At 64.2% G+C, this 26,040-nt stretch carries 12 protein-coding genes; 7 read left to right on the top strand and 5 right to left on the bottom strand.

Features of this window, described 5'->3' with window-relative positions; genetic code table 11:
* Window positions 1–9: 9 nt before the first annotated feature.
* Window positions 10–639 carry a LysE family translocator gene (locus BLS51_RS02450; RefSeq protein WP_090178840.1) on the top strand — a complete coding sequence of 210 codons (630 nt, stop codon included), beginning with the start codon at window positions 10–12 and terminating at the stop codon, window positions 637–639.
* A 124-nt stretch (window positions 640–763) separates the two neighbouring features.
* On the opposite strand, the gene BLS51_RS02445 is transcribed toward BLS51_RS02450, so the two are convergent.
* Both BLS51_RS02445 and BLS51_RS02440 read right to left on the bottom strand, forming a co-directional pair.
* On the bottom strand, window positions 764–1,465 hold the full coding sequence (locus tag BLS51_RS02445; protein WP_090178844.1) for a YceI family protein: 702 nt from the start codon (window positions 1,463–1,465) through the stop codon (window positions 764–766).
* Between the two features lie 377 nt (window positions 1,466–1,842).
* Window positions 1,843–4,500: a M1 family metallopeptidase gene (locus BLS51_RS02440; protein WP_090178848.1), complete on the bottom strand. Its 2,658-nt coding sequence runs from the start codon at window positions 4,498–4,500 to the stop codon at window positions 1,843–1,845.
* A 125-nt stretch (window positions 4,501–4,625) separates the two neighbouring features.
* On the opposite strand from BLS51_RS02440, the gene BLS51_RS02435 reads away from it, so the two are divergent.
* Both BLS51_RS02435 and BLS51_RS02430 read left to right on the top strand, forming a co-directional pair.
* On the top strand, window positions 4,626–5,294 hold the full coding sequence (locus BLS51_RS02435) for a glutathione S-transferase family protein (RefSeq protein ID WP_090178852.1): 669 nt from the start codon (window positions 4,626–4,628) through the stop codon (window positions 5,292–5,294).
* Window positions 5,291–5,917, top strand: coding sequence for a glutathione S-transferase family protein (locus BLS51_RS02430; protein WP_090178856.1), 627 nt, complete (start codon window positions 5,291–5,293; stop codon window positions 5,915–5,917). The genes BLS51_RS02435 and BLS51_RS02430 overlap by 4 nt, the downstream gene beginning before the upstream one ends.
* On the opposite strand, the gene BLS51_RS02425 is transcribed toward BLS51_RS02430, so the two are convergent.
* Genes BLS51_RS02425 through BLS51_RS02415 form a run of 3 tightly spaced genes read right to left on the bottom strand, consistent with a single transcriptional unit; the run spans window position 5,914 to window position 13,619 of the window.
* Complete coding sequence (locus tag BLS51_RS02425) at window positions 5,914–6,858, bottom strand: CheR family methyltransferase (protein ID WP_229207414.1); 945 nt, start codon at window positions 6,856–6,858, stop codon at window positions 5,914–5,916. The two genes, BLS51_RS02430 and BLS51_RS02425, sit on opposite strands and share 4 nt — an antisense overlap.
* Window positions 6,858–11,753, bottom strand: a complete 4,896-nt coding sequence (locus tag BLS51_RS02420; RefSeq protein ID WP_090178863.1) for a HAMP domain-containing protein — start codon at window positions 11,751–11,753, stop codon at window positions 6,858–6,860. The genes BLS51_RS02425 and BLS51_RS02420 overlap by 1 nt, the downstream gene beginning before the upstream one ends.
* 3 nt (window positions 11,754–11,756) lie before the next feature.
* The gene (locus BLS51_RS02415) at window positions 11,757–13,619 is read right to left on the bottom strand and encodes a putative bifunctional diguanylate cyclase/phosphodiesterase (RefSeq protein WP_090178866.1); all 1,863 of its coding nucleotides are present in this window, start codon (window positions 13,617–13,619) and stop codon (window positions 11,757–11,759) included.
* A gap of 320 nt (window positions 13,620–13,939) precedes the next feature.
* Between BLS51_RS02415 and BLS51_RS02410 the strand changes: the two genes are divergently transcribed.
* Genes BLS51_RS02410 through recD form a run of 4 tightly spaced genes read left to right on the top strand, consistent with a single transcriptional unit; the run spans window position 13,940 to window position 26,038 of the window.
* Window positions 13,940–16,942: a CHASE domain-containing protein gene (locus tag BLS51_RS02410; RefSeq protein ID WP_229207415.1), complete on the top strand. Its 3,003-nt coding sequence runs from the start codon at window positions 13,940–13,942 to the stop codon at window positions 16,940–16,942.
* A gap of 36 nt (window positions 16,943–16,978) precedes the next feature.
* Complete coding sequence (gene recC, locus BLS51_RS02405; RefSeq protein ID WP_090178873.1) at window positions 16,979–20,395, top strand: exodeoxyribonuclease V subunit gamma; 3,417 nt, start codon at window positions 16,979–16,981, stop codon at window positions 20,393–20,395.
* Entirely contained in the window at window positions 20,392–24,084 is a 3,693-nt protein-coding gene (gene recB, locus BLS51_RS02400) for an exodeoxyribonuclease V subunit beta (protein WP_090178876.1), read from the top strand. Before recC ends, recB begins: the two co-directional genes overlap by 4 nt.
* Window positions 24,074–26,038: an exodeoxyribonuclease V subunit alpha gene (gene recD, locus BLS51_RS02395; protein WP_090178879.1), complete on the top strand. Its 1,965-nt coding sequence runs from the start codon at window positions 24,074–24,076 to the stop codon at window positions 26,036–26,038. Before recB ends, recD begins: the two co-directional genes overlap by 11 nt.
* Window positions 26,039–26,040 lie beyond the last annotated feature (2 nt).

Here is a 26,040-nt window from a genome sequence, read left to right as displayed (position 1 = left end):
GAAAATATCTTGTTAATTTCGCCAGAACAGTTCATTGGATTTCTTAGCGCGGCGCTGCTGATTACCGTTTCACCGGGGCCGGACAACCTGATGGTGCTCAGCGTGGGCATGTCGCGTGGCCGCCGTCAGGGCATGGTCTTCGGCCTTGGCTGCGCGCTGGGTTGCCTGAGTCATACCTTGCTGGCGGCGTTTGGTGTGGGGGCGCTGATCAAGGCTTCGCCGCTGGCGTTTGGCGCGCTGAAGCTGGTGGGCGGTGCTTACCTGATCTGGCTGGGCATCGGCGCCTTGCGCAGCCGGGGCGGCGCGCGTGTTGAAGGGGCGGGCTTGCCGCATGAAAGCCTGGGTAAATTGTTCAGCAAGGGGCTGTTCGCCAATACGATCAATCCAAAGGTGGTGCTGTTCTTCCTTTCCTTCCTGCCGCAGTTTGTGGTGGCCGAGCGTGGCGACGCCGCCTGGCAGACGGCGCAACTGGGCCTGTTGTTTACTGCGCAGGCGGTGGTGCTGTTTGGTCTGCTGGGTTATTTCTCCGGCGCGGTAGGGGCCTGGATCAATCGTACGCCGAGCGCCGCCAAGTGGATGGACCGGGTGGCCGGTGCGATCTTCGTCGGCCTGGGTTTGCGCCTGATGATCGCGCGCTAAAAAAGTGTGTTTGGGCGAGCGCGATGTCATCATCGCGTCATGCAGGGCTGAGATACTGTCTTTGCTCTTTCAAGTCTCTCCCGATTTGAAACCTTTGGCCCGCGCTTCTGCTGCGGGCCTTTTTTTATCTGGCGGTCAGGTCGAAGCGCAGTTCCATCTGGTCTTGCACGGACATGGCGCCGGCCATCACGGAGAAGGGTGTCAGGCCGAAATCGGTTTGCTTCAGGTTGACCGTGCCTTTGACGTTGATGGCGCCTTGCTCTTCGCGTAGCTCGACTGGAATCGCCAGTGTACGTGTTACGCCGTGCAGTGTGATCGAGACTTGCAGCGGTTGACCGATGGCCACGCGCTCCGCGTGCACCTGCACCAGCGGATAGCGGTCGGCGTCCAGCACCTTGTTCAGCATATTGTAGCGCGTGCCTTCAATGGCGTCGGCTGACGGCTGCTTGGCCAGGCCGGCAGTCTGTCGCAGGTCCGCTTCATCGACTTTCATCTCATCCAGGCGGAACGTGAAATCTGCGATATTGCGTGAGGGTGACACAGTGCCGCTGATCGCATGGCTGGCCACCACGTGATCGTGACCGAGGCGCGCCAGCACGCCGCCGCGCCGCACGGTGACGGCGATCAGCGATTGCGTGCTGTCGATCCGCAGCAGCGGTTCCGCAGCGGCAGGCGGCGTCGCAGCGGGCGAGGGCGTCACCACGGCCGCTGCAGGGGCCGGCGCTGGCGCCGCTGCTGGCGCCGCTGCTGGCGGCGGCAATTGCGAGCAAGCGCTCAGCGAGAGCAGCGCTGCGAATATGACAAATGTAAAGTTCGTGTGCGTCATTTAGCCGTCATATTGTCCAAATATTATTGCATCCGCTGGCGACAGCGTGATTCACCTGGCCCCGTGCCCAAGACGGCGCGGACGTACACGGATCATAGCTCAGCAGGCTGGCCGGTGGCCTGAAACACCGGCACCATTCCCAATGCTTAAGCATCCTTAAGCACTACCTTAATGAACTCCTAAGCCTGTCTTTGCCGATCAGTGGCAAAGTAGAACCCATAGCGCGAGGCTAAGCCCAGCGCCCGGTTGCCGGACCGTTCAAGCCCGGCACAAATACCGTCCAGCCGGCACCATAGCCGACGGACCAATGAACATCCCCACGCTTTCGAGCGTTTTGCAACCAGCACCATCTCACGATGATGCTGGTTTTTTTTTGCTTAACCGCCGTGCTGCTTCAGCCAGGCGTCAATCTGCGGCAGGCGCTGCGAGCGTACCTTGATGCGATACTCGATCGACGCAATCGCCGTCTTCGTGTCGCCCTGGGCTTCGGCAGACAGGTACTGCTTTGCATACGCTTGCAGCTTGCCGATCATCGCCGGATCGGCAGAGCGTCCGCCCAGGCCAGGGAAGTAGCGGCTGCGCGAGGAGCCGTCGACGATCTTGTCCACCTTGGCACGATTGGCAACCGCGAAATCAAACGCCAGGTCCGGATGGTTGCTCGCGACATGGCTGATGATCGATGCACCGGCAGTCGCTTCCGGCTCATCGCTCAGCGCCAGGTCCAGCGCGCGCTGTGCCAGCGCCTTGTCGTTGGCGGTGCCTAGCAAGTCATACAGCTCAGCCTTGATCATGCTCGATTGCTCGGCCTTGGCGGCAGCATGCAGTTGCTCCCACGCCGCCCCGTCGGCATTCGCCGCGATCACGCCCAGGATAGGGCGGCGCAACGCGGCCGGCATCGCCTCCTTGTCGGTGGCCGAGGCAGCGTAGCGGCGGCGCGCTTCGGCAATCACGGCCTGGTCGCCTACTTCGGCCAGCGCGTGGATCAGTGCTTCGCGCAGGTTTGCCACCGGCGCCGCTTCATCCTTGGCGGCGGTCCAGCCGACGCGTGCGAACACCGGGGCCAGGCGCGCACGGGTATAGCGGTCCAGCGCCGCCTGCTGTTCCGGCTTGCCTTCGTAGCTGCCGTGCAGGCCGGCCAGCACGCTGGCGATGCGTTGCCATACCTGCGGCGCTGCGCCCACTGGTGCATTGTTCGCCAGGTCCATAAAGCCGGACGCAGGCATCTGGCCGGCCAGGCCCAGCGCCCAGCTATCGGCCAGCAGGCCCAGTTGATCGATGGCCGGCATGCGGGCAAACTCGCCCGCCAACGCGGCGAAGGCTTGCGGCGCATACAGCGTGCGATAGTAGCCACTTTGACCCGCGTTGACCAGCACCGCGCCGCAGCCTGGCAGCGTCACGCTGGCCTTGCCGCCGCTGACCAGCGTGCGCACCGTAGTGCCGCCCACTGTCTGTGCGATAACCGGCACGCGCCAGCTCAACGGCTTCTTGTTTTCCTGATCCTTGCTGAATTCACCCTGCGTCAGCTGGATGGTGGTCTTGCCGTTCTTGCAGACGGCATCGGACACGCGTATCAGCGGCACGCCAGGCTGCAGCGTGAAGTCATGCGCAATCGCGGTGATCGGTTTGCGCGCCGACTTCTCGATTTCGCCCCACAGGTCATCGGACACCGTATTGCCGTAGGCGTGCTTGGCGATGTAGCTGCGCACGCCGGCGCGCCAGGCTTCGTCGCCGACATAGTTTTCCAGCATGCGGATTACCGCTTCGCCCTTGCTATAGGTAATGCTGTCGAACGCCTGGCTGGCTTGCTCCACCGTGGCGATACGCTGCACGATAGGGTGGGTGGTGGCCAGCGCGTCGCGCTCCATCGCGCCTTCGCGCGTGCCGACCGCGCGCAGCTCCCAGTTCCATTCCGGATGCAGTCGGGTGGTGGTGCGCGATTCCATCCACGAGGCGAATCCTTCGTTCAGCCACAGGTCATCCCACCAGGCCATCGTGACCAGATCGCCGAACCACTGGTGTGCCATTTCGTGCGCGGCCACCAGGAAGGAAACTTCCTTGTCCGACTGCGTCGCCACGCGTGGATCGAGCAGGATCGAATTTTCAAAAGTGAAGATGGCGCCCCAGTTTTCCATCGCGCTGAAGAACTGGCTGCGGCCGGGCGCGGCGATGTTGTCCAGCTTGGGCAGCGGGTATTTGACGCCGAAGTAGTCGTTATACTCTTTCAGCACATCGCGCGACGAATCCAGCGCGAATTGCGCCTGGCCCAGCGCACCTTTTTGCGTGATCACACCCAGCTCCACGCCGTCAGCCACCGCAGTGGCGCGTTCAAATTCGCCCAGGCCGAAGAACAGCAAATAGGTCGACATCTTTGGCGAGGTGGCAAAGCGTACCAGCTCGCGGCCGTCGGCCAGCTTGGTGGTGGAGGTGACCGGCATGTTCGACACCGCCATCTGGCCGGCCGGAATGGTGGCTTCCAGCGCGAAGGTGGCCTTGTAGAACGGCTCGTCCCACGATGGAATCATGCGGCGCGCGTCGGAGTTCTCAAACTGCGTGTACAGCGCGCGCTTCTTGGCGCCGCCGTTGTCGTAATCCAGCGAGAACAGGCCGGACGCCTGGGTGCCGATGATGCCGGTGTAATCCAGCTTGAGCTGGTAGCTGCCCGGCTTCAGCGCCTGGGCAAAGTGGAAGGTGGCGGTCTGCTGCTCGGCATTGACATCGATCTTGCTCGATTGCTGCGTCGCCTTGCCCGGCCCCGCGCTGATGGCGGCGGCGCTGAATTTCAGGTCGGCCGCCTGCAGCGTCAGGCTGCTGGTGGCTTGCTTGACGTCGAGCGCTATGGTGACGCTGGCGCTGAAGCTGCTGTTGGCTGCATCCGGCGTCAGCGAAACGGCGTAGTGGGTCGGGACGGCGGTGCGCGGGAGCTGGGTGGTGACCTGCGCGGCCTTGGCGGCAGGTGCTGCGGCGACCAGGGTAGGTGCGCCAGCGGACAATCCCAGCAGCGCCATGACGGCGAGCGAAATCAGACTGCGTTGCATGTTCTTCCTTGTGATATTGAGGGCCTTGTGGGCAAGCGAGCAATCTACGGCGAACCGTGGGCGCTGTCAAATCCCAAATGGGATTATGATCTGGCCAAGCCCACTTTCCCCGAAAAGGCAAAGACATGATCGATTTGTACACGGCCGCCACACCGAACGGCCACAAAGTCTCCATCGCGCTGGAAGAGCTGGAACTGGTCTATACGCTGCATGCGCTGGACCTGCAGGCCGGCGAACAGAAGGAACCGTGGTTCCTGGCGATCAATCCGAATGGCCGCATCCCCGCCATTGTCGACCGCTCCGCAGACAATTTCGCCGTGTTCGAATCCGGCGCCATCCTGATCTACCTCGCCGAAAAGACCGGCGAATTGATGCCCAGCGACGCCAAGGGCCGCTCGCAGGTGCTGCAATGGCTGATGTTCCAGATGGGCGGCATCGGCCCGATGATGGGCCAGGCGAATGTGTTCCACCGCTACTTCCCGGAGAAGATCCAGCCGGCCATCGACCGCTATCAGGGCGAGAGCAAGCGATTGTTCCGCGTGCTGGATGCGCACCTGGCCAGCAACGAATACCTGGCCGGCGATTATTCGATCGCCGACATCGCCAACTGGGCGTGGGTGCACACGCATGACTGGTCCGGCGTGACGGTGGACGACTTGCCGCATTTGCAGCGCTGGCTGGCGGCGATTGCCGCGCGACCGGCGGTGCAGCGCGGTATCCTGCTGCCGCCGCGCGCCGAGCGCAGCGATCCCGCCACGGTGCGCACCATGCTGGAAACGGGGCAATCGCGATGAAACTCTATACCTCTGCCCGCGCGCCCAATCCGCGCCGGGTCGCCATGTTCATCGCCGAGAAAGGCATAGCCGGCATCGAACAGGTGCAGGTCGACCTGGGCGCCGGCCAGCACCGCAGCGCTGACTACCTGGCGCGCAATCCCTTTGGCCGCGTGCCGGCGCTGGTGCTGGACGATGGCCGCACCCTGTGCGAAACCCGCGCCATCTGTTCCTGGCTGGAAGGCCATGCGCCGGAGCCCAGCCTGATGGGCGAGGGCTACGACGAACGGGCCTTCATCGAAATGACCGACCGCCGCGTCGAGCTGCATTTGTTCTATGGGATAGCCAATTGCGTGCGCCACACGCATCCGGGCCTGGCGGCGCTGGAGCAGCCGCAGTTTCCGGAGTACGGTGTGGTGCAGGGCGAGAAAATGCGCGAGACGGCGCGCTGGCTGGATCAGTTGCTGGCCACGCAACCGTTTGTCGCCGGCCAGCGCTTCACCATCGCCGACATCACGGCGTTTTGCGCGCTGGAGTTTGCACGTGGCCTGATGCGTTTCCGGCCGGGCCACGAGGAGATGTCGCATTTGCAGGCGTGGCGTGACCGCATTGCCGAGCGGCCCAGCGCCGCCGCGCAGGGTTAGGCGATGCGTTTGTACCAGGGCTGGTGCGCCAGCACCGGCTTGTAGTGGCGCGCCAGCGGATCGTGATCGTCGAGGTCGCGGTCCAGCGCGAGGAGGCCGAACGGCGCCAGGCTGTCATCGAACAGTTGCAGCACGCGCCGGCGCAGCGCCGGCCCGAAATCGGGCAGGGCACGCTGGCCCAATATCATATGGAATTCGTTGAATGAGGCGTCGGTGACGAGGTTGTACTGTGCCCACGTGATGCGACCGGCCAGCTGCGGCTTGAGTACCGCGCGCGTGCCATGGTCGCTGACATCAAAGTAGTCGATCAGTTTGCCCACGCCACCGCTGCGGACATAGTTCAGTTGCAGCTCGCTCAGTTGCGCCATCGGCAGGCTGGCTTGCTGGACCTCGGCCAGCATGGCGTCGCTATTGACGGTGGCGTAGATTTCGGTGCGCGCCGCCAGTTGCTCCTGTTCGAGCAGGATGGCCAAGGTCCAGGCCTGCTGTGCGCCGGCGCAGTCAGCCAGCCAGACGCGCGGCAGGGCAACGCCGTGCAGGCTGATACCCAGCGACAGGCGCAGCATCGACGCTTCCAGCGTATCGTCGAACATCAGCGCTGGCGCCACGTACAGCGCGCGCAGCAAGGTGTGGTAGGCGCCGTCGTCGTGCAGGATGCGCGATTGCAGCGCGGAGATGGTCAGCAAGCCCATTTGCGCGCACAGCGCCTGCACCTTGCGCATGACCAGCGCGCGCTCGTAGCCGCGAAAATCATAGCCGTGGCACTGGAACAGGGCTTCCAGCAGCAGCTCCAGTTCAAGCTCCTCGACCGTCGATGGCGAATGCCGCCGTGCCGCGCCGGCCGCCGCAACGATCAGCGGCGTGACCGTTGGCGGTGGGCTGGCGGCGACTTCCTCATCGCCACGCAGCGCCGCCTTGAGGGTAGCGAATAGCGACGACATCAGTGCAACCAGACGCGCATCAGCGACAGCAGCTGTGCCACGTCCACCGGCTTGGTGATGTAGTCGGAGGCGCCGGCGGCGATACATTTGTCGCGGTCTCCCTTCATCGCCTTCGCCGTCAGCGTAATGATCGGCAGCGACTTGAACTTCGGAATGCGGCGGATCGCGCGCATCGTATCGTAGCCGTCCATTTCCGGCATCATGATGTCCATCAGGACGATCTCGATGGTCGGATCGCGTTCCAGTACCTCGATGCCATCACGGCCGTTTTCGGCAAACGACACCTGCATCTGCTGCCGTTCCAGCAGCGACGACAGCGCAAAGATGTTGCGCAAGTCATCATCGACGATCAGCACCTTGCGTCCCGCCAGGCCGCCTTCCGCCGCGTGGATTTCCTCCAGCATGCGGCGTTGCGCTTCCGGCAGGCTGGCTTGCGAGCGATGCAGGAACAGCGCCGTTTCATCCAGCAGCCGCTCGGGCGAGCGCGCATCCTTGATGACGATGGTTTTGGCATAGCGCTTCAGCTTCGCCACTTCCTTGCGATCCAGGTCTTTGGCGGTATTGATGACCACCGGCAGGTCGCGCAGCGAGCCGTCCTTGCCGATGATGTCCAGCAGGTCGAAGCCGCTGATATCGGGCAGCGTCAGGTCCAGCACCATGCAATCGAAATGTTGTTCGCGCAAGGCATTCAGCGCCGCCTGTCCGGTATCCACCGCGACGATATGAATGTCCACATCGCCGATCAGCGCCACGATGGATTCGCGCTGTGCCGGTTCATCATCAACCACCAGCAGGCTGCGCTTCCCGCCCAGCAGGAACTTCTGGATGCGTGAGAACTCCTCCTGCAAGGCTTCCTTGCTGACTGGCTTGTTAAGGTAGGAAATCGCTCCCAGTCGCAGCGCACGCTCACGTTCGCGCAGCGACGACATCACATGCACCGGAATATGCCGCGTGCTCGGGTCGCGCTTCAGTCGGTCCAGCACCGTGAAGCCGTCGATGTCCGGCAAGTCCAGGTCCAGCAGGATGGCCGATGGCAGATAATCGCGCGCCAGGCTCAGGGCCGAATCGCCATGCATGGTGACGATGCCCTTGAAATTCTTCTCGCGCGCAAAGCCCAGTACCACCTGCGAGAAGCGCTCGTCGTCTTCGATGATGAGCACCGATGGATCGCCCGGCGCCACCAGCCCGCGATCATCGCTGCCGCTGAACTCATCGAGATCGGCGTCCAGCTCACTCAGGCTGCTGTGCTCCGCCAGCACCGTCTCGACCTGCGCCGGCGGCGTGTAGACCACCTGCGGCGTTGGCAGCGGCAGACGTACCTGCGGTGCGCGCACCATGTCGTAATTGATGAAGCCCGCGCGGTTATACGGCAGGAACAGCGTGAAGGTCGAGCCGCTGCCAACCACCGACTCGACGCGGATCTCGCCACCCAGCAGACGCGCCAGCTCGCGCGAAATCGACAGGCCCAGGCCGGTGCCGCCGTATTTGCGCGCGGTCGAACCGTCGGCCTGCTGGAAAGCTTCGAAGATCAGTTGCAGCTTGTCCGAGGCGATGCCGACGCCCGTATCGCTGACTGCGAACGATAGCACCGCATCGGCATGCAGAAGATTGGGGTGGTCGCTGGTGAAACCGCTGCTGACAAGGCTGATGCGCAACGACACCTGGCCGTGGGTGGTGAACTTGAAGGCGTTTGACAGCAGGTTTTTCAGCACCTGCTGCAAGCGCGTGGTGTCGGTCATCATGGCTGTCGGCAGATTGTCCTTCAGCTCCACCGAGAAGCCCAGGTGCTTGGCTTCCGCCATGTGGCGGAAGGTGCGGTCCACATAGTTGCGCAGGTTCTGGAAGCGGTATTCGGAAACATCCAGCGTCACCGTGCCCGACTCGATCTTCGACAGGTCGAGAATGTCATTAATCAGCGTCAGCAAGTCGGAGCCGGAGCCGTGGATGGTCTTGGCGAATTCCACCTGCTTGCCGGACAGGTTGCCGTCCGGATTGTCGCCCAGCTGCTGCGCCAGGATCAGCAGCGAATTCAAAGGCGTGCGCAGCTCGTGCGACATATTCGCCAGGAACTCGGACTTGTACTTGGACGACAGCGCCAGCTGGGTGGCTTTCTCTTCCAGCGCCAGCTTGGCCTGTTCCACCTCGCGGTTCTTGCGCTCCACCTCGATATTCTGCTCGGACAGCAGGCGCGCTTTCTCCGCCAGCTCCTGGTTGGTCTGTTGCAGTTCCTGCGCCAGCGACTGCGATTGCGTCAGCAGCGACTCGGTACGGCTGTTCGCCTCGATGGTGTTCAGCACCACGCCGATCGATTCCATCAGCTGGTCGAGGAAGGACAGGTGGGTCTCGGTAAAGCGGTCCAGCGAAGCAATCTCGATCACCGCCTTCACCTGCTGCTCGAACAGGATAGGCAGCACCACGATATTGTTGGGCGGCGCCGCGCCCAGACCGGACGACACCACGATGTAATCGCGCGGCACATCGGTCAGCCAGATACGCACCTTCTCCAGCGCGCACTGGCCCACCAGGCCTTCACCCGGCAGGAAGGAGGTCGGCAGCTTGCGGCTGGAACGGTAACCATAGCTGGCGATCATGCGCAGGCGCGCGTCGGATTCCTGCGAATCCATCATGTAGAACACGCCGTGGTGCGCCGATACCAGCGGCGCCAGCTCGGACAGAATCAGCTTGGTCACTGCCTGCAAGTCGCGCTGGCCCTGCAACAGGCGGGTGAAGCGCGCCAGATTGGTCTTCAGCCAATCCTGCTGCGCGTTCTTCAGCGTGGTGTCCTTCAGGTTACGGATCATCTCGTTGATGTTGTCCTTCAGGTAGGACACCTCGCCGCGCGCCTCCACCTGAATCGAGCGCGACAAGTCGCCGCGCGTCACTGCCGTTGCTACCTCGGCAATCGCTCGCACCTGGTTGGTCAGGTTGGCCGCCAGCTGGTTGACGTTCTCGGTCAAGTCCTTCCACGTGCCGGCCACGCCGGAAACGTTAGCCTGGCCGCCCAGCTTACCTTCGGTGCCCACCTCGCGCGCCACGCGCGTCACCTCGGAAGCGAAGGAGGACAGCTGGTCCACCATCACGTTGATGGTGTCTTTCAGTTCAAGAATTTCGCCTTTGACGTCCACCGTGATTTTCTTCGACAGGTCGCCACGGGCCACCGCTGTCGTCACCGCCGCAATGTTACGTACCTGGCCGGTCAGATTGGACGCCATGAAGTTGACGTTATCGGTCAAGTCCTTCCACGTGCCGCCGACGCCCGGCACATACGCCTGGCCACCCAGCTTGCCCTCGGTGCCCACCTCACGCGCCACGCGCGTTACTTCGGAAGCGAAGGAGGACAACTGGTCCACCATCACGTTGATGGTGTTTTTCAGTTCCAGAATCTCACCTTTCACGTCCACCGTGATCTTCTTCGACAGGTCGCCGTTGGCCACGGCGGTGGTCACGTCGGCGATGTTACGCACCTGACCGGTCAGATTGCCCGCCATCGAGTTCACGCCATCGGTCAAGTCCTTCCAGGTGCCGGCCACGCCGGGCACGTTCGCCTGGCCACCCAGCTTGCCCTCGGTGCCCACCTCGCGCGCCACACGCGTTACTTCCGAGGCGAAGGAGTTCAGCTGGTCCACCATCACGTTGATGGTGTTTTTCAGCTCCAGAATCTCACCTTTGACGTCCACCGTGATTTTCTTCGACAAGTCGCCATTCGCCACGGCGGTGGTCACATCGGCGATGTTACGCACCTGGCCCGTCAGGTTACCCGCCATCGAGTTCACCGAGTCGGTCAAGTCCTTCCACGTGCCGGCCACGCCTTTCACCTGCGCCTGGCCACCCAGCTTGCCTTCGGTTCCCACCTCGCGCGCCACGCGCGTTACCTCGGAAGCGAAGGAGGACAGCTGGTCCACCATCACGTTGATGGTGTTTTTCAGTTCGAGAATCTCACCTTTCACGTCCACGGTGATCTTCTTCGACAGGTCGCCATTGGCCACCGCTGTCGTCACCGCCGCGATGTTACGCACCTGACCGGTCAGGTTGGACGCCATGAAGTTGACGTTATCGGTCAAATCCTTCCAGGTGCCGCCGACGCCCGGCACATACGCCTGGCCACCCAGCTTACCCTCGGTGCCTACCTCTCGCGCCACGCGCGTCACCTCGGAAGCGAAGGAGCGCAGCTGGTCCACCATCACGTTGATGGTGTCTTTCAGTTGCAGGATCTCGCCACGCACGTCTACCGTAATTTTCTTCGACAAGTCGCCATTGGCCACTGCCGTCGTCACCTCGGCGATGTTACGCACCTGCGAGGTCAGGTTACCCGCCATCGAGTTCACCGAGTCGGTCAAATCCTTCCACGTGCCGGCCACGCCTTTCACCTGCGCCTGGCCACCCAGCTTGCCCTCGGTGCCCACCTCGCGCGCCACGCGCGTCACTTCGGACGAGAATGACGACAGCTGCTCCACCATGGTGTTTGCGGTCATCGCCGCGCGCAGGTACTGGCCTTTCAGCGGATGGCCGTCGACCTCCAGCGCCATGGTCTGCGACAGGTCGCCCTTGGCCACCGCGCCGATCACGCGCGCCATTTCGGTGGTCGGGCGCACCAGGTCATCGATCAGGGTGTTGACGGAGCTGATAATGGTGCCCCAGCCACCGGTGGTGTTGGTAGTTTCGGCGCGCTGCGTCAGGCGGCCTTCGCGGCCCACCACGCGGCTGACTTCCGTCACTTCGCGCACCATGCGCGCCTTGGTGTCGATGATATCGTTGAGCGTATCGGCGATCTTGCCGGCCATGCCGACCCAGTCGGACGGCATGCGCACTGAAAAGTCTCCTTTTTTCAGCGCCATCAGTGTGAACAGCAAAACCTTGGCATCCAGCTGTTCGCCCAAGTCGGTCATATTATTCATAGCTTATTCCTCGTTGCTTAGGAGGGAAGGTGAGTTGATATCGCTGGTTTGCTCCAGCAGTCCGGCCGCCGGTAGCGGCGGATAAAACAGGTCGCCCTGGCAGGCCTGGCAGCCCAGTTCCTGCAGCACTTCCAGCTGCAATCGCGTTTCCACGCCCAGCGCGATAACGCGCATCGACAGCGCCCTGGCCAGGTGCACGACGGCAGCCACGATGTCGGTGCCGCCTTCGTCGTTGCCAATGCCGTGCACAAAGCTGCGGTCGATCTTCAGCGCGTTCAGTTGCCAGCGCTTGCACGCCGCCAGCGACGAGCGCGCGCTGCCGAAATCGTCCAGCGCCAGGCGCACGCCACCGCTCTGCATTTGCGTCAGCAGTTGCGCCAGCGGCTCGCTGGGCCCGAGCAGCAGCTTTTCATTCAGTTCGATACCGATGCTGCAAGCGGGCAGGCCATGCTTGCGCATCGCCGGCAGCAGCACTTGCAGCAGATCCGCATGCAGCAGCGGCGCCGCCAGGTTGATCCAGATGCACAGCGGCCGGCCGGGCGGCGTGGCGTTCAGGCTTTGCCACAGCGAGGCCTGGGCGCAGCTTTGCGCGATCACCCAGGCGTCGACCCGGTCCAGCAGCGTACGATCCATCACATGCGGCAGAAACTGCGCCGCTTCCAGCAGGCCGCGCAGCGGATGGCGCCAGTACAGCAGCGCCTCGGCACCGATGACACGGCCGCTGGTCAGCTCCACCTGCGGCTGGTAACGCAGTTCCAGCTGGTTGGCGGCCAGCGCCTTGCGCAACTCCAGCGACCATTGCTCGCGTTCGCGCTCACGGACATTCAGTTCCTCGTGGAAGAACTGCACCGGCGTGGCGCCATTCTGCTTGGCGTGGTACATGGCGGTGTCGGCGTTCTTCATCAGCACCTGCGCGTTGGCGCCATCTTCCGGATACAGTGCGATGCCGATGCTGGCTCCGGTCTTCAGCCGCTGTCCGCCGACCTCGAACGGCAGGGCGCAGGCCATCTCGATCTTGCGGCCCACGCGCGCCGCATTGGCGGACGCCGCCTTGCCTTCGATCAGCACCACGAACTCATCGCCGCCAAGGCGCGCCACGATGTCGGCCACGCGCACCGCCGCCGTCAGCCGCGCCGCCACCTGGCGCAACAGTTCGTCGCCGGCCTCGTGGCCATGGCTGTCGTTGATCTGCTTGAATTTATCCAGGTCGAGGAACAGCAGGGCGAAACCGACGCCGCTGCGGTCTGCGGTCGCCACCGCATGCTCCAGCTGCTGAATCAGCGCGCGGCGGTTCATCAGGTTGGTCAGCGCATCGCGTGTCGACAGGTCGTGCGCGCGCTGCTCCGCCAGCTTGCGTTCCTTGATCTCCTGTTCCAGCTCGCCGTTGATGCGCTCCAGGTCTTGCAGGCGCTGCACGCGCAGGTCTTGATTCAGCCGTGCCAGCTCATCGCTCTTGATGCGCAGTTGCAGGTGGTTGGCCGCCAGTTCGACAAACACCGCCACCTTGGCCTGCAGGATTTGCGGTATCACTGGCGTGAACAGGTAGTCGGCTGCGCCTTTCTGGTAGCCCTTCAGGCGGTTCAGTTCATCCGCATAGTGGGCGGTGATGAAAATGATGGGCGTGCCGGCGGAACGAGGATGCGAATGAATGGCTTCCGCCGTTTCATAACCATCCATGCCAGGCATGCTGACATCCAGCAGGATGACGGCGAATTCATGTAGCAGCACCTGGCGCAGTGCCTCCTTGCCCGAACTGGCGGTGATCAGTTCATACAATTGCTGATCCGCCGCATCCAGCAGCAAGCTTTCCAGTGCAAACAGGCTGGCCTGGTCGTCGTTGACGAGAAGAACTTTCGGGATCTGCACGGCGGCGGTTAACGGTAGCGGTTTGGGAGTTAAAAGATACTCTTGTATTGGACGGAGTCAAGCAAAATTGTGCGCTGCCGCATGCCAGCGGCGCGTGCCATTTTATCGTTTTAATAATTATGATTCCACTATTTCTAGCTCGGAAAATATTATCGGAATATAATTTTCCTCAGCGCACGATTGCCAGCACATTCTGTGCTGAATTCTCACCAATTGTTCCTCTGGTTCCCGCACGGCATTGATAGTATGCTGCTGTGATGCAAAATTCTTCCACTTCAAAAGTCGGCTCGCGGCTGGTGTTCTGGGGCGTAGGTTGTCTTTTGGCAACTGGCACCGGTGCTTTGTTGTACAGCGCCGCCTCGCGCACCGTTGAAGAAGATGCGGCGCAGCGGTTTGAGAACCTGGCGCGCAGCACGCAATACGGCATTTCGGCGCGCATCAAGTCGTATTCCGACCTGACGCGCGGTCTGGCTGCCTTGTTCCAGACTTCGGACCAGATCAGCCGCACGCAATTCCACCGCTATGTCGCCAGTCTGGGCATTCCGCACCACTTCCCGGCCATCGAAGCGCTGACGTGGGCGCCGGTCATCAGCGACGCCCAGCGCGATGCCTTTGTCGCCGGTGTGCGCGCCGAAGGCTATCCGCAGTTCGACATCAAGCCGGCGGGGCGGCGTGCGCAGCATGTGGTGCTGAGCTATCTGGAGCCGATGGTGGCCGAGCGCCACGGCATCGACCTTGCCGCCAACCCGGCCATCGCCAGGATGCTGGAACTGTCGCGCGATACCGGCAACGTCGCTGCATCCGGCCAGCCTATTGTGTTTCAGCGGCCGGCGCCGCATTACGGCCTCGGCGTGCGCCACCCGGTCTACCGCAGCGGCATGCCGCTGACCACGGTGGCCGAACGCCGCGCTGCCTATCTGGGATCGGTCGGCGCCGGTTTCAGCATTCCCAAACTGATCCAGGGCGCGATCGATGAAATGGCGGTGCGCCAGGTGCATCTGATGCTGTATGCCGACGGCAGCGCCCACGTCGAGCAGCGCCGGCTGGTCATCGAGGGCAGCGACCGCCTGCTCTTTAATGACACCGGCGAGATTACTGCGACCCCGCTGCCGGCCGCCCAGCGCGCCGACTATCTGGAAACCGTGCTGCCGATCGACTTCAATGGCAGCTTATGGAAGGCGCAATTCCAGGTCCGCAAGGATGTGCTGATGACCGGCTTCGATGTGTATTTCCCATGGATCGCGACGCTGACCGGCTTTGCCGGCACGCTGCTGATATATAGCTATCTGTTCGTGCTGTATTCATCGCGGCGGCGCGCCATCAAGCAACGCGTGCTGCTCGACACGGTGCTGAACAATGTCGATGCCCACGTCTATATGAAGGACCAGAACCGGCGCTTCCTGTATGTCAATGCGCGCATGGCAGAGTGCCTGGGCCGGCCGGTTCATGACATCATCGGCAAGCTGGATCGCGAGCTGATGCCACCCGCCGAGGCGGATGCTGCCTGGGCGCAGGAGCGGCCGGTGTTTGCCGATGGTGTCAAGCGCACCGGCGAAACCCAGTTCGTCGACCGTGACGGCGTGCTGCAGCAGCTGTGGACCGTCAAGGTGCCGGTGGAGCTGGGGCGTTCGGCAGCGGCGGTGATCGGCCTTGCCACCGATGTGACGGCGCTGCACAAGCTGAAAGACGAAGCCGACGCGGCCAACCAGGCCAAGAGCGACTTCCTGTCGAATATGAGTCACGAGATCCGCACGCCGATGAACTCCATCATCGGCATGGCCCATCTGGCGCTGAAAACGGTCACGCACCCGAAACAGCGCGACTATTTGCAAAAGATCTACCACTCCGGCCAGCACCTGCTGGGCATTATCAACGACATCCTCGACTTCTCCAAGATCGAAGCCGGCAAGATGGACCTGGAGGTGCTGGACTTTACGCTGGATGCGCTGCTGGCGAATATCTCCAGCCAGCTGGGCGAGAGCGCACAGGCGCGCGGGCTGGAGCTGGTGTATGAAATCCGCCCCGGCCTGTCGCACCAGTTGCGCGGCGATCCGCTGCGGCTGGAGCAGGTGCTGCTGAATTTCGTCAGCAACGCTATCAAGTTCTCGGACAACGGCAAGGTGATCATCCGCGCGCGGCCGGTGGAGGAACGCGACAGTCACATCATGGTGAAATTCGAAGTGGTCGACCACGGCATCGGCATGACGACCGAACAGGTGGAGCAGCTGTTCCAATCCTTCCACCAGGCCGATACCTCGACCACGCGGCGCTACGGTGGCACCGGCCTCGGACTGGTCATCAGCAAGCAGCTGGCGGAGCTGATGGGCGGCGGCGTGGGCGTCGACAGCACGCCGGGCCAGGGCAGCACCTTCTGGTTCACCGCGCGCCTGGCCAAGGGCGTGTGCTTCCTGGCGCAGGGCGACGAGGCAGTGCGCCAGGAGGTGCTGGATAGCATACGCGGCGCCTCCATCCTGCTGGTCGAGGACAATATCTTCAGCCAGCAGGTGGGCCAGGAACTGCTGGAAGACGCCGGCGCCACCGTCTGCGTCGCCAACAACGGCAAGGAGGCCATTGACCTGCTGCTGAAGGAGCGCTTCGACTGCGTGCTGATGGACGTGCAGATGCCGGTGATGGATGGCTACGAGGCCACGCGCCTGATCCGCGCCCATCCCAAGCTGTCGGCAACGCTGATTATCGCCATGACCGCGAACGCCGGCCGTGGCGACCAGCAGCGCTGCCTGGACGCCGGCATGGACGAATTCGTGACCAAGCCAATCGCGCCCAAGCTGCTGTTCAACATGCTGTGCAAGTGGATGAGCCAGCGGACCAGGACGTCCAGCGACCTGGCGCGTCCGCTGGCGCCACCACCGCCGTCGTATTTCACCATGGCGTCGCCGCCAGTGTTCGTGCCACGCCAGACGGCGCCTTCGGCGCCGGCCATGCCGGCTCCTGCGCCGGCGCCCGAAGCGCCGGCGCTGCTGTTCGATGTCGACGCGCTGGCGCAGACCTTCGGCGGCAAGGCGGACAAGATGCGCAAGTACGCGCTGCTGTTTCTTTCCTCCGCCCGCGACGGTCTGGCCGAAATGGACGAGGCGCTGGCGATGGAAGACCTGGCGCACCTGGCAGAGCTGGGACACCGCACCAAGTCGGCCGCGCGCGCGGTCGGCGCCATGCAGTTCGGGAACCTGTGCTACGCCCTCGAACAGGTGCGCAACGACGCCGACAGCGACAACGCCGAACGCTTGATCCGCGAACTGCACGCCATGCTGACTGTGCTGGATCAACATATCGAACAGGAACTGCTGGCATACGACCCAAGCTAGAGCGATAATACAGCCTCGATCACTTTGAACAGTCCTATGCACCCTGGCATCACCCCCGGCCTGCTGATTTTGCACGGCAATCAGATGGAACAGTTGCGCGCCGCCGTCTTCCAATGGCTGCGCAACCACCCGCTGGGGGCGCTGGAGTCGGAAATCTTCCTGGTGCAATCGAACGGTGTGGCCGAGTGGCTGAAGATCGCGCTGGCCGAGGAGATCGGCATCTGCGCTGCCTCGCGCGTGGCGCTGCCTGCGCGCTTCCTGTGGGACGCCTACCGTGGCATGCTGGGACGCGAGCGCGTGCCACCCATTTCCGCTTTCGACAAGGGCCCGCTGACCTGGCGTCTGATGCGCCTGTTGCCGACGCTGCTGGCCGAGCCGGTGTTCGCGCCGCTGCGCCACTTCCTCGCCGACGGCGAAGCGGAGCGCCGCCTGCAACTGGCCGAACGCCTGGCCGACCTGTTCGACCAGTACCAGGTGTACCGGGCCGACTGGCTGGACGACTGGGCGGCGGGCCGCGACCAGCTGCGCAATGCGCGTGGCGACATCACGCCGCTGCCGGACGACCAGCGCTGGCAAGGGCAGTTGTGGCGCGCGGTGATCGCCGACGTCGAACCGCACGAGCGTGAACTGGGCCGCGCCACGGTCCACACCGAATTCGTCCGCGCCAGCGCTGCCGGCGAGGAGCCGATGGGCCGTCTGCCGCGTCGCGTGGTGATCTTCGGCGTCTCGGCATTGCCGTTCCAGACCTTGCAGGCGCTGGCCGCGATCGCCCGCTACACTCAGGTGCTGCTGGCGGTGCCGAATCCTTGTCAATACTACTGGGGCGACATCATCGAAGGACGCGACCTGCTGCGCAGCGCGCACCGTCGCCAGCAGCTGCGCAACGGCCAGGACCTGGGCCAGATTCCGCTGGAAGAACTGCACGCGCACAGCCATCCGCTGCTGGCCAGCTGGGGGCGGCAGGGCCGCGACTTTGTGCGCATGCTGGACGAATTCGACGAAGCTGCGCAGGCTCATGCCGCCGACAACGATGACGTGGCGCCGCTGCGCGTGGACCTGTTCAGCGAAGGCGACGGCGACACGTTGCTGACACAGGTGCAGGCCGCCGTACGCGAACTGCTGCCACTGTCCGAGCATCCCGGCGTGCCGCCGGCAGACAAGGACCGGTCGATCGAATTCCACGTCACCCACAGCGTGCAGCGCGAAGTCGAAGTGCTGCACGACCAGTTGCTGAAAATGTTTGCCGACGCCGAACGTGGCGGTCGGCCGCTGCGCCCGCGCGACGTGGTGGTTATGGTGCCGGACATCGATACCTTCTCCGCCGCCATCCACGCGGTTTTCGCCCAGCACCGCCGCAGCGACGCCCGCTACATCCCGTTCGAGATCGGCGACGTCAATGACCGCAGCGTCAATCCGCTGCTGGTGGCGCTGGAATGGCTGCTACGGCTGCCGCAGCAGCGCTGTCGCCAGAGCGAGGTGCGCGACCTGCTGGACGTGCCGGCTTTGGCCGGCCGGTTTGGTCTGCATGAAGACGACCTGCCGACGCTGGGCCGCTGGATCGAAGGTTCCGGCGTGCGTTGGGGCCTGGATCAGCAGCACCGCAGCGGCCTTGGCCTCGGCCCGGCCGGCGAGCAGAATGCCTGGATCTTCGGCGTGCGCCGCATGCTGCTCGGTTACGCCAGCGGCGCTGGCGACAGTTTCGCCGGCATCGAACCTTACGGCGAAGTCGGTGGACTGGATGCCGCGCTGGCCGGCTCGCTGGCGCAACTGGTGGAGGCGCTGCTGCACTGGCGCGCCGTGCTGGCCGAAGCGCGCTCGCCAGCTGAATGGGGTGTACAGGCGCGCGCCTTGCTGGCCGCCTTCTTCAAATCCGGCGAAGAGGGCGACCGCCTGACGCTGGCGCAGCTGGACGACGCCCTGAACAAATGGCTGGACACCTGCGAAGGCGCCGGCTACGACGAAGCCGTGCCGCTGGCTGTATTGCGCGAAGCCTGGCTGGGCCTGATGGACGAGCCGACGCTGAATCACCAATTCGTCTCCGGCGGCGTCACCTTCTGCACCTTGATGCCGATGCGCGCCGTGCCGTTCCGCGTGGTCTGCCTGCTCGGCATGAACGATGGCGACTTCCCGCGCCGCGCGCCGAAGGCCGACTTCGACCTGCTGGCGCTGCCCGGCATGTCGCGTCCCGGCGACCGCTCGCGCCGCGACGACGACCGCTACCTGATGCTGGAGGCAGTGCTGGCCGCGCGCGACAAGCTTTATATCAGCTGGGTCGGACGGAATGTGCGCGACAACAGCGAGCAGCCGCCGTCGGTGCTGGTGTCGCAGTTGCGCGATTACCTGGTCAGCGGCTGGCAGCTGGACCTGCACGCGCGCACCACCGAGCACGCCTTGCAGCCGTTCAGCCGGCGTTACTTCGAGGCTGGCGGCCTGCTGACCTATGCGCGCGAATGGCGCGAGGCGCACGGCGAGGAGGGTACGGCCAGCGAGACGGCCGAACTGCCGCCATTCGACATCGACGACAAGTTCCGCCTGAAACTGGGCAGCTTGAACAACTTCATCCGCCAACCGGTGCGCTTCTTCTTCCGTCAGCGTCTGGGTGTGATGTTTGGCGAAGCGGCGCTGGTGGGCGAGGACGAGGAACCGTTCTCGCTGGACGCGCTACAACGCTACGTGCTGGAAGATACGATGCTGGATGACGCCGAAACGCCGGAACTGATCGAAGAGGTCTACGACAAGCTGACGCAGCGTGCCGGGCGCCTGGCGCGTGAAGGCCGGCTGCCGATAGGCCTGATCGGTCAGCAGTATCAGGACAAGCTGGTCGATGCGCTGGTGCCGGTGCGCTGCGCCTGGCTGACGCTGCGCCAGCATTACAGCTTGCCGGCGCCGAAGGTCGCATTGAACCTGGTGCTGGCCGGCGTGCCGCTGGACGACTGGATCGACCAGCTGCGCACCAATGGCAACGACACTGTCTGGCTGGCGCAGATGTCCTCGCGCGTGGCCGACAAGCAGGGCAAGCCGCGCGGCGACAAGCTGATCGCGGCCTGGCTGCGCCAGTTGGCCATCTCCGCCACCGGCATGCAGGTCACCGGTTACCTGGTTGCGCGTGACGCCATCGTGACCATGCAGCCGCTGGACCGGGAGCAGGCACAGGAGGCCCTGCGCGAGCTGGTCTGCCTTTGGCGCGACGGCATGAATCGTCCCTTGCCCACCGCCTGCAAGACCGCGCTGGCGCTGGTGCGCGAGGGCGATCCGCGCGCCGTCTACGACGGCGGTTTCGACCTTCATGGCGAAAACGAAGACCTGTGCCTGAAGCGCATGTGGCCGGACTTCGCGGCGCTGAGCGCCGAGGCGGATTTTCATGATGTCTCGCTGGCGCTGTATGGACCACTGGCGGACTGGATGGAGCAGTGCATCACAGTCGAGCAGATCGAAGGCGAGGGCACAGCATGAGCAACGTCGCCAACCAGCTTGCGCCGCTGACCTTCCCGCTGCACGGCTCGCGCCTGATCGAGGCCAGCGCCGGCACCGGTAAGACCTGGACCATCGCCGCGCTATACGTGCGGCTGGTGCTGGGCCACGGCGGAGACGACGCCTACCGGCGCCCGCTGCTGCCAGCCGATATTCTGGTGATGACCTTCACCCGCGCCGCCACGCGTGAACTGTCCAACCGCGTGCGCGAACGGCTGGTGGAGGCGGCAGCCTACTTCCGTGAAGCCGCGCCGCACGCCAATCCGGACGACTACCTGGACCAGATCCTCGAATCCTATCCGGATTACGCCGCCCAGCAGCAGGCCGCACACCGCCTGCAACTGGCGGCGGAAACCATGGACGAAGCGGCCATCTTCACCATCGACGCCTGGTGCCAGCGCATGCTGCGCGAGCACGCCTTCGACAGCGGCAGCCTGTTTGACGAAGAACTGGTCAGCGACGAGCAGGCGCTGTTCGAGGACGCTGCGCACGATTACTGGCGCCAGCAGGTCTATCCGCTGAATGCTGTCTCGCTGGACGCGTTGCTGTCGTGCTGGAGCGATGTCGGTGCGCTGAAGTTCTCGATCCGTGAGCTGGTGAAACGCGCAGACATCATCGGCCAGGCCAGTGGCGATTCGCTGGGCGTATTGATCGCTAACGTGCAGCGCGAGCAGCAGGCGCAGCTGGCCGAACTGAAAGCCGGCTGGTACGAACGCGCCAACCGCATGGAACAATGGATCGCCCAGCTGCGTGCTGCCGATCCCAAGTGCCTCAACGGTAACAAGATGCGGCCTGACTCCCTGGTCGCCTGGTTCAACGGCCTGCGCGAATGGGCGCAGAACCCGGTGAGCGTGCGGCCGGATATTTCGGACACCGCCTGGAACCGCCTGACCACCGAAGGCGTGGAAGACGCTTTCGCCAAGAATTTCAGCACCGTCGTACCGGAAGATTTCGAAGCCACGCTGCCGCTGAAATTCGCGCTGGCGGAAATCGCCCCGCTGTCGCATGCGCTGTATCGCCACGCCGCCGCCGCAGTCGCCGCGCGCATGGCCGAGCTGAAAAAGCGCAGCCGCCAGTTCGGCTTTGCCGACATGCTGGATCGCCTGAACGCCGCCCTGCAAGGCGAAAACGGCGCCGCGCTGCGCAAGCGCATCACCGACCAGTATCCGGTGGCGCTGGTCGACGAATTCCAGGATACGGCGCCCAATCAGTACCAGATCTTCAACGCGCTATACCGCGTGGCCGACAACGACCCGCAAACTGGCCTGTTCCTGATCGGCGATCCGAAACAGTCGATCTACGGTTTCCGTGGCGCCGACATCCACAGTTACCTGTCGGCGCGCCGCGCCACCGCCGGCCGCCACTACCAGCTGGGCACCAACTATCGCTCGACCCGGCCGGTGGTGGACGCCGTCAACCATCTGTTCCTCAACGCCGAGGGGCGCGGCGATGGCGACGGTTTTGCGCGCGGCGCCTTCCGCTTCCGCGATCCTGCCACGCGCGACAACCCGCTGCCATTCGAGGCGGTCGGCGCCAAGGGACGCAAGGAGCGCATGGTTGGCGCCGACGGCGACGTGCCGGCACTGGTCATTGCCTGTAGCGCCGCACAAGACCTCAAGGCCGACAGCTACCGTGAATTCTTCGCCCACTACTGCGCGGAGGATATCGTCGCGCGCCTCAACGACGAACGCACCGGCTTCCAGGGCGACACCTTTGAACGCCTGAAGCCGGCCGATATCGCCGTGCTGGTGCGCGACCGCAAGGAGGCGGCAGCCATCCGCCGCGCGCTGCAACGGCGCGGCGTGCCAAGCGTCTACCTGTCCGACAAGGACTCGGTGACCGACAGCGAGGAAGCGGCCGATGTGCTGCGCTGGCTGTCGGCGGTGGCCAATCCGCTGGACGGCGCGCTGGCGCGGGCGGCGTTCGCCACGCGCACTGCCGGCCTGCCGCTGGCCGAACTGGCGCGCCTGTCGTCGGACGAACTGGCGTGGGAAGAGCGCGTCGAACAACTGAAGGCGCTGCACATCATCTGGCAGCGCCAGGGCGTGCTGGCCATGCTGCGCCGCTTCATCCATGAACTGCAACTGCCAGCAGCGCTGTTGCAGCAGGTCGGCGGCGAACGAAGACTGACCAATCTGCTGCACCTGGCGGAACTGCTGCAATCGGCCAGCCGCCAGCTGGACGGCGAACAGGCGCTGATACGCTGGCTCGCCGAACAGATCGAAGGCGGCGAGGGTGCCGGTGACGAGCGCGTGCTGCGACTGGAAAGCGACGCCGAGCTGGTGAAGGTGGTCACGGTCCACAAATCCAAGGGCCTGGAATATCCACTGGTGTACCTGCCGTTTGCCGTCACCGCGCGCAAGGTCGAACGTCGCAACCGCAGCTTCTTTGAATTCAGCGACGACGACGGCGTGCGCCAGATCGACATGGCGCTGACCGACACCGCGATGGAACTGGTCGAAAAAGCCCGCCTGCAGGAAGACTTGCGCCTGATGTACGTTGCGCTGACGCGCGCGCGTCACTTCCTGTGGCTGGGTGTGACCGCACTGTCAGCGCGCAAGGCCGGGGACAACACGCTGCATGAATCCGCGCTCGGCTACCTGCTGACCGGTGGCGCAGCGCTGCCGTCGGACCTGATGCTGGAGCGCTGGCAGCATACCTGTAAGGACTGCACCGATATCAGCATCGCCACGCTGGCGATGGATGCGCGGCAGGTGACGCGCCTGAGCCGCGTTGAACACCGCCCGCCACTGCTGGAGCCGCAGCATTACAGCGGACATTTCGAGCGTGACTGGTCGGTTGGCAGTTTCAGTTCGCTGGCGCGCCGCACCGGCCCGACCGGCATCATCAGCGCCGCCGGCCCGGTGCCGCGTGACGCCCAGCAGGAAAAGCTGCTGGAAGATGACGGCCAGCCAGCCATGGTCGTGCCGTCGCGCGTCGAAGACACGCCATGGCATCGCTTCCCGCGCGGCTCGGTGCCCGGCAACTTCCTGCACGAGCAGCTGGAGTGGATGGGACAGGAAGGCTTCGACATTGTCAGCCATGAGCATTTCGAAACACGCCTGACGCGCCGCGTCGAGCGCGCCGGCTGGGGCAACCGCCTCGACGACACGCTGGCCTGGCTACGCGAAATCGCCAACACGCCGCTGCCGCATGTGAATGCGCCGCTGAGCGCCATCGCTGCGCCGCTGCCGGAGATGGAGTTCTGGTTCCCCAGCGAGCGTCTGGCCACCGGCGCGCTGGACCAGCTGTGCGCCAAGCACCTGCTGGGCGGCGCCGCGCGGCCGGCGCTGCCGGAGCGCCAGCTGCACGGCATGCTGAAAGGTTTCTGCGACCTGGTGTTCGAGCATCAGGGCCGCTACTGGATACTCGACTACAAGTCGAATGCGCTGGGCGGTGGCGATGCCGCCTATCATGAGCCGGCGCTGGTGGCGGCGATGGCCGACCATCGCTACGACATCCAGGGCGCGATCTACATGCTGGCCTTGCACCGCCTGCTGCAAAGCCGGCTGGGCGACGCCTACGATCCGGCCACACAGCTGGGCGGCGCCATCTTCATGTTCCTGCGCGGCATAGGCAATCCGCAGACGCGCGGCTGCTACTGGATCGCGCCGGACCCCGATCTTCTGGACGGGCTGGATAGCCTGCTGGGTGCAACCAATGAGTCATGAATTTTTCGCGCAAGTCGATGCGCTGACCGAGGCCGGGCAACTTCGCCGCCTGAGCGGCGCCTTTGCCCGCTTCATCGCGTCGGTGGGCGACAGCTCGCCGCAACTGATGGCGGCCTGCGTGCTGCTGTCCGAACTGGAAGGGCGTGGCCACAGTTGCCTGATGCTGGATGAGCTGAACGCCGACCCGGCCGCGCTGCTGGGCTGGAGCGGCGACGAGTGGCGCGAGCTGCGCGCATCGGTCGGCGACTGGCCGGAAAGTACGGCCGCATGGCGCACGCTGCTGCTTGATTGCCAGCAGGTGTGGGCGGCGCACAGTGCCGACGACCATCAGCCGCTGGTGCTGGATGGCGAGCGCCTGTACCTGCGCCGCTACTGGCAGGACGAAACCCACGTCGCGAAGGCGGTGCGCGGCCGCGCGCTGGGCGGTGTGCTGCCGCTGGACGACGAGGCGCAGACGGCGGACATCCGCCGCTGGCTGGACATCCTGTTCCCGCACGCTGCGCGCGGCGGTGGCCCCGACTGGCAAAAAATCGCCTGCGCGGTGGCCATGCGCGGCAAGCTTGGCATCATCACCGGCGGGCCCGGCACCGGCAAGACCTACACCGTGGCACGCCTGCTAGCCTTGCTGTTTGCCACCGCCGGCGAGCGCCAGGCCGGCCTGCGCGTGGCGCTGGCGGCGCCGACCGGCAAGGCGGCGGCGCGGCTCAAGCAATCCATCGATACCGCGCTGGACGAGCTGGCCGACAAGGTCGGCGGCGAGCTGCCGCTGCGCGAACTGGCTGCCCGCATGGGCGCGGCGCGCACGCTGCACAGCCTGCTTGGGGCGCGGCCGGATACGCGCGCCTTCCAGCACAATGCCGGCAATCAGCTGGAGGTGGACGTGTTGATCGTCGACGAAGCGTCGATGATTCACCTGGAAATGATGTCGGCGCTGCTGGCGGCGCTGCCGGAGACCGCGACGCTGATACTGCTGGGCGACAAGGATCAATTGGCGTCGGTGGAGGCGGGGGCGGTGTTGGGCGACCTGTGTCACAACGCCGAGGCCGGCGACTATCTGCCGGAAACCTTGTCGTATGTACATGCCAGCACCGGCCAAGAGATTCCGGCCGGCTTCGAAGGCCATGGCGGGCCGATTGCCCAGCAGACAGTGATGCTGCGCGAAAGCCGCCGCTTTGGCGGACCGATCGGCGCGTTGGCGCTGGCGGTCAACAGCGGTGACGCGGCGGCGGCTGTCAATGTATTGCGCGAAGGACGAGATGCCAGGATTGCCTGGACTGATCTGGCGCAATCCGCAGACCTGCTGCAACTGGCGCTGAACGGCCGGCCGGGCGCGGAGGGCGGGTATCGGCAATATTTGCAGTTAGTTAAAAATTCCCCTGCTGAGGTCGATGAGATCGTACAACTTGCCTGGGTGAAATCCGTGCTGAAGGCGTTTGAAAGCTTCCGCATCCTGTGCGCGGTGCGGGAGGGCGAATGGGGCGTGGCGGGACTCAATGATGCTATCGAGCAAAAATTGCAGTCGGCGGGTTTGCTCAAGCGCACTGGTGAGTGGTACGTCGGCCGGCCAGTGATGGTCACGCGTAACGATTATGCGACCGGTGTTTTTAACGGCGATATCGGCTTGACCTTGCCCGATCCGGCGCGGCCGGGGGCGCTGCGGGTGTACTTTTCGGAAGGCGAAACGGTGCGCAGCGTGCTTGCCACAAGGTTAAGAAATGTCGAGACGGCGTTTGCGATGACGGTGCATAAATCGCAAGGGTCGGAGTTCGCGCACACGGCCATGGTGTTGCCGAAAGACGGCGGCGGCATGCTGGCCAGGGAGTTGATTTACACCGGCATCACGCGCGCGCGCGACTACTTCACGTTACTCACGCCGAACGGGCAGGTGTTGCTGGATGCGATAGGCCAGCGCACCCAGCGGGCGAGTGGCCTGCGCAATTTGCTCGGCCAGTGAAT

It is taken from the genome of Duganella sp. OV510, assembly GCF_900100205.1.
Taxonomy (GTDB): Bacteria; Pseudomonadota; Gammaproteobacteria; order Burkholderiales; family Burkholderiaceae_D; genus Rugamonas.
The sequence above is the reverse complement of the archived record's forward strand: the minus strand, read 5'-3'. Positions and strand labels throughout refer to the sequence as shown.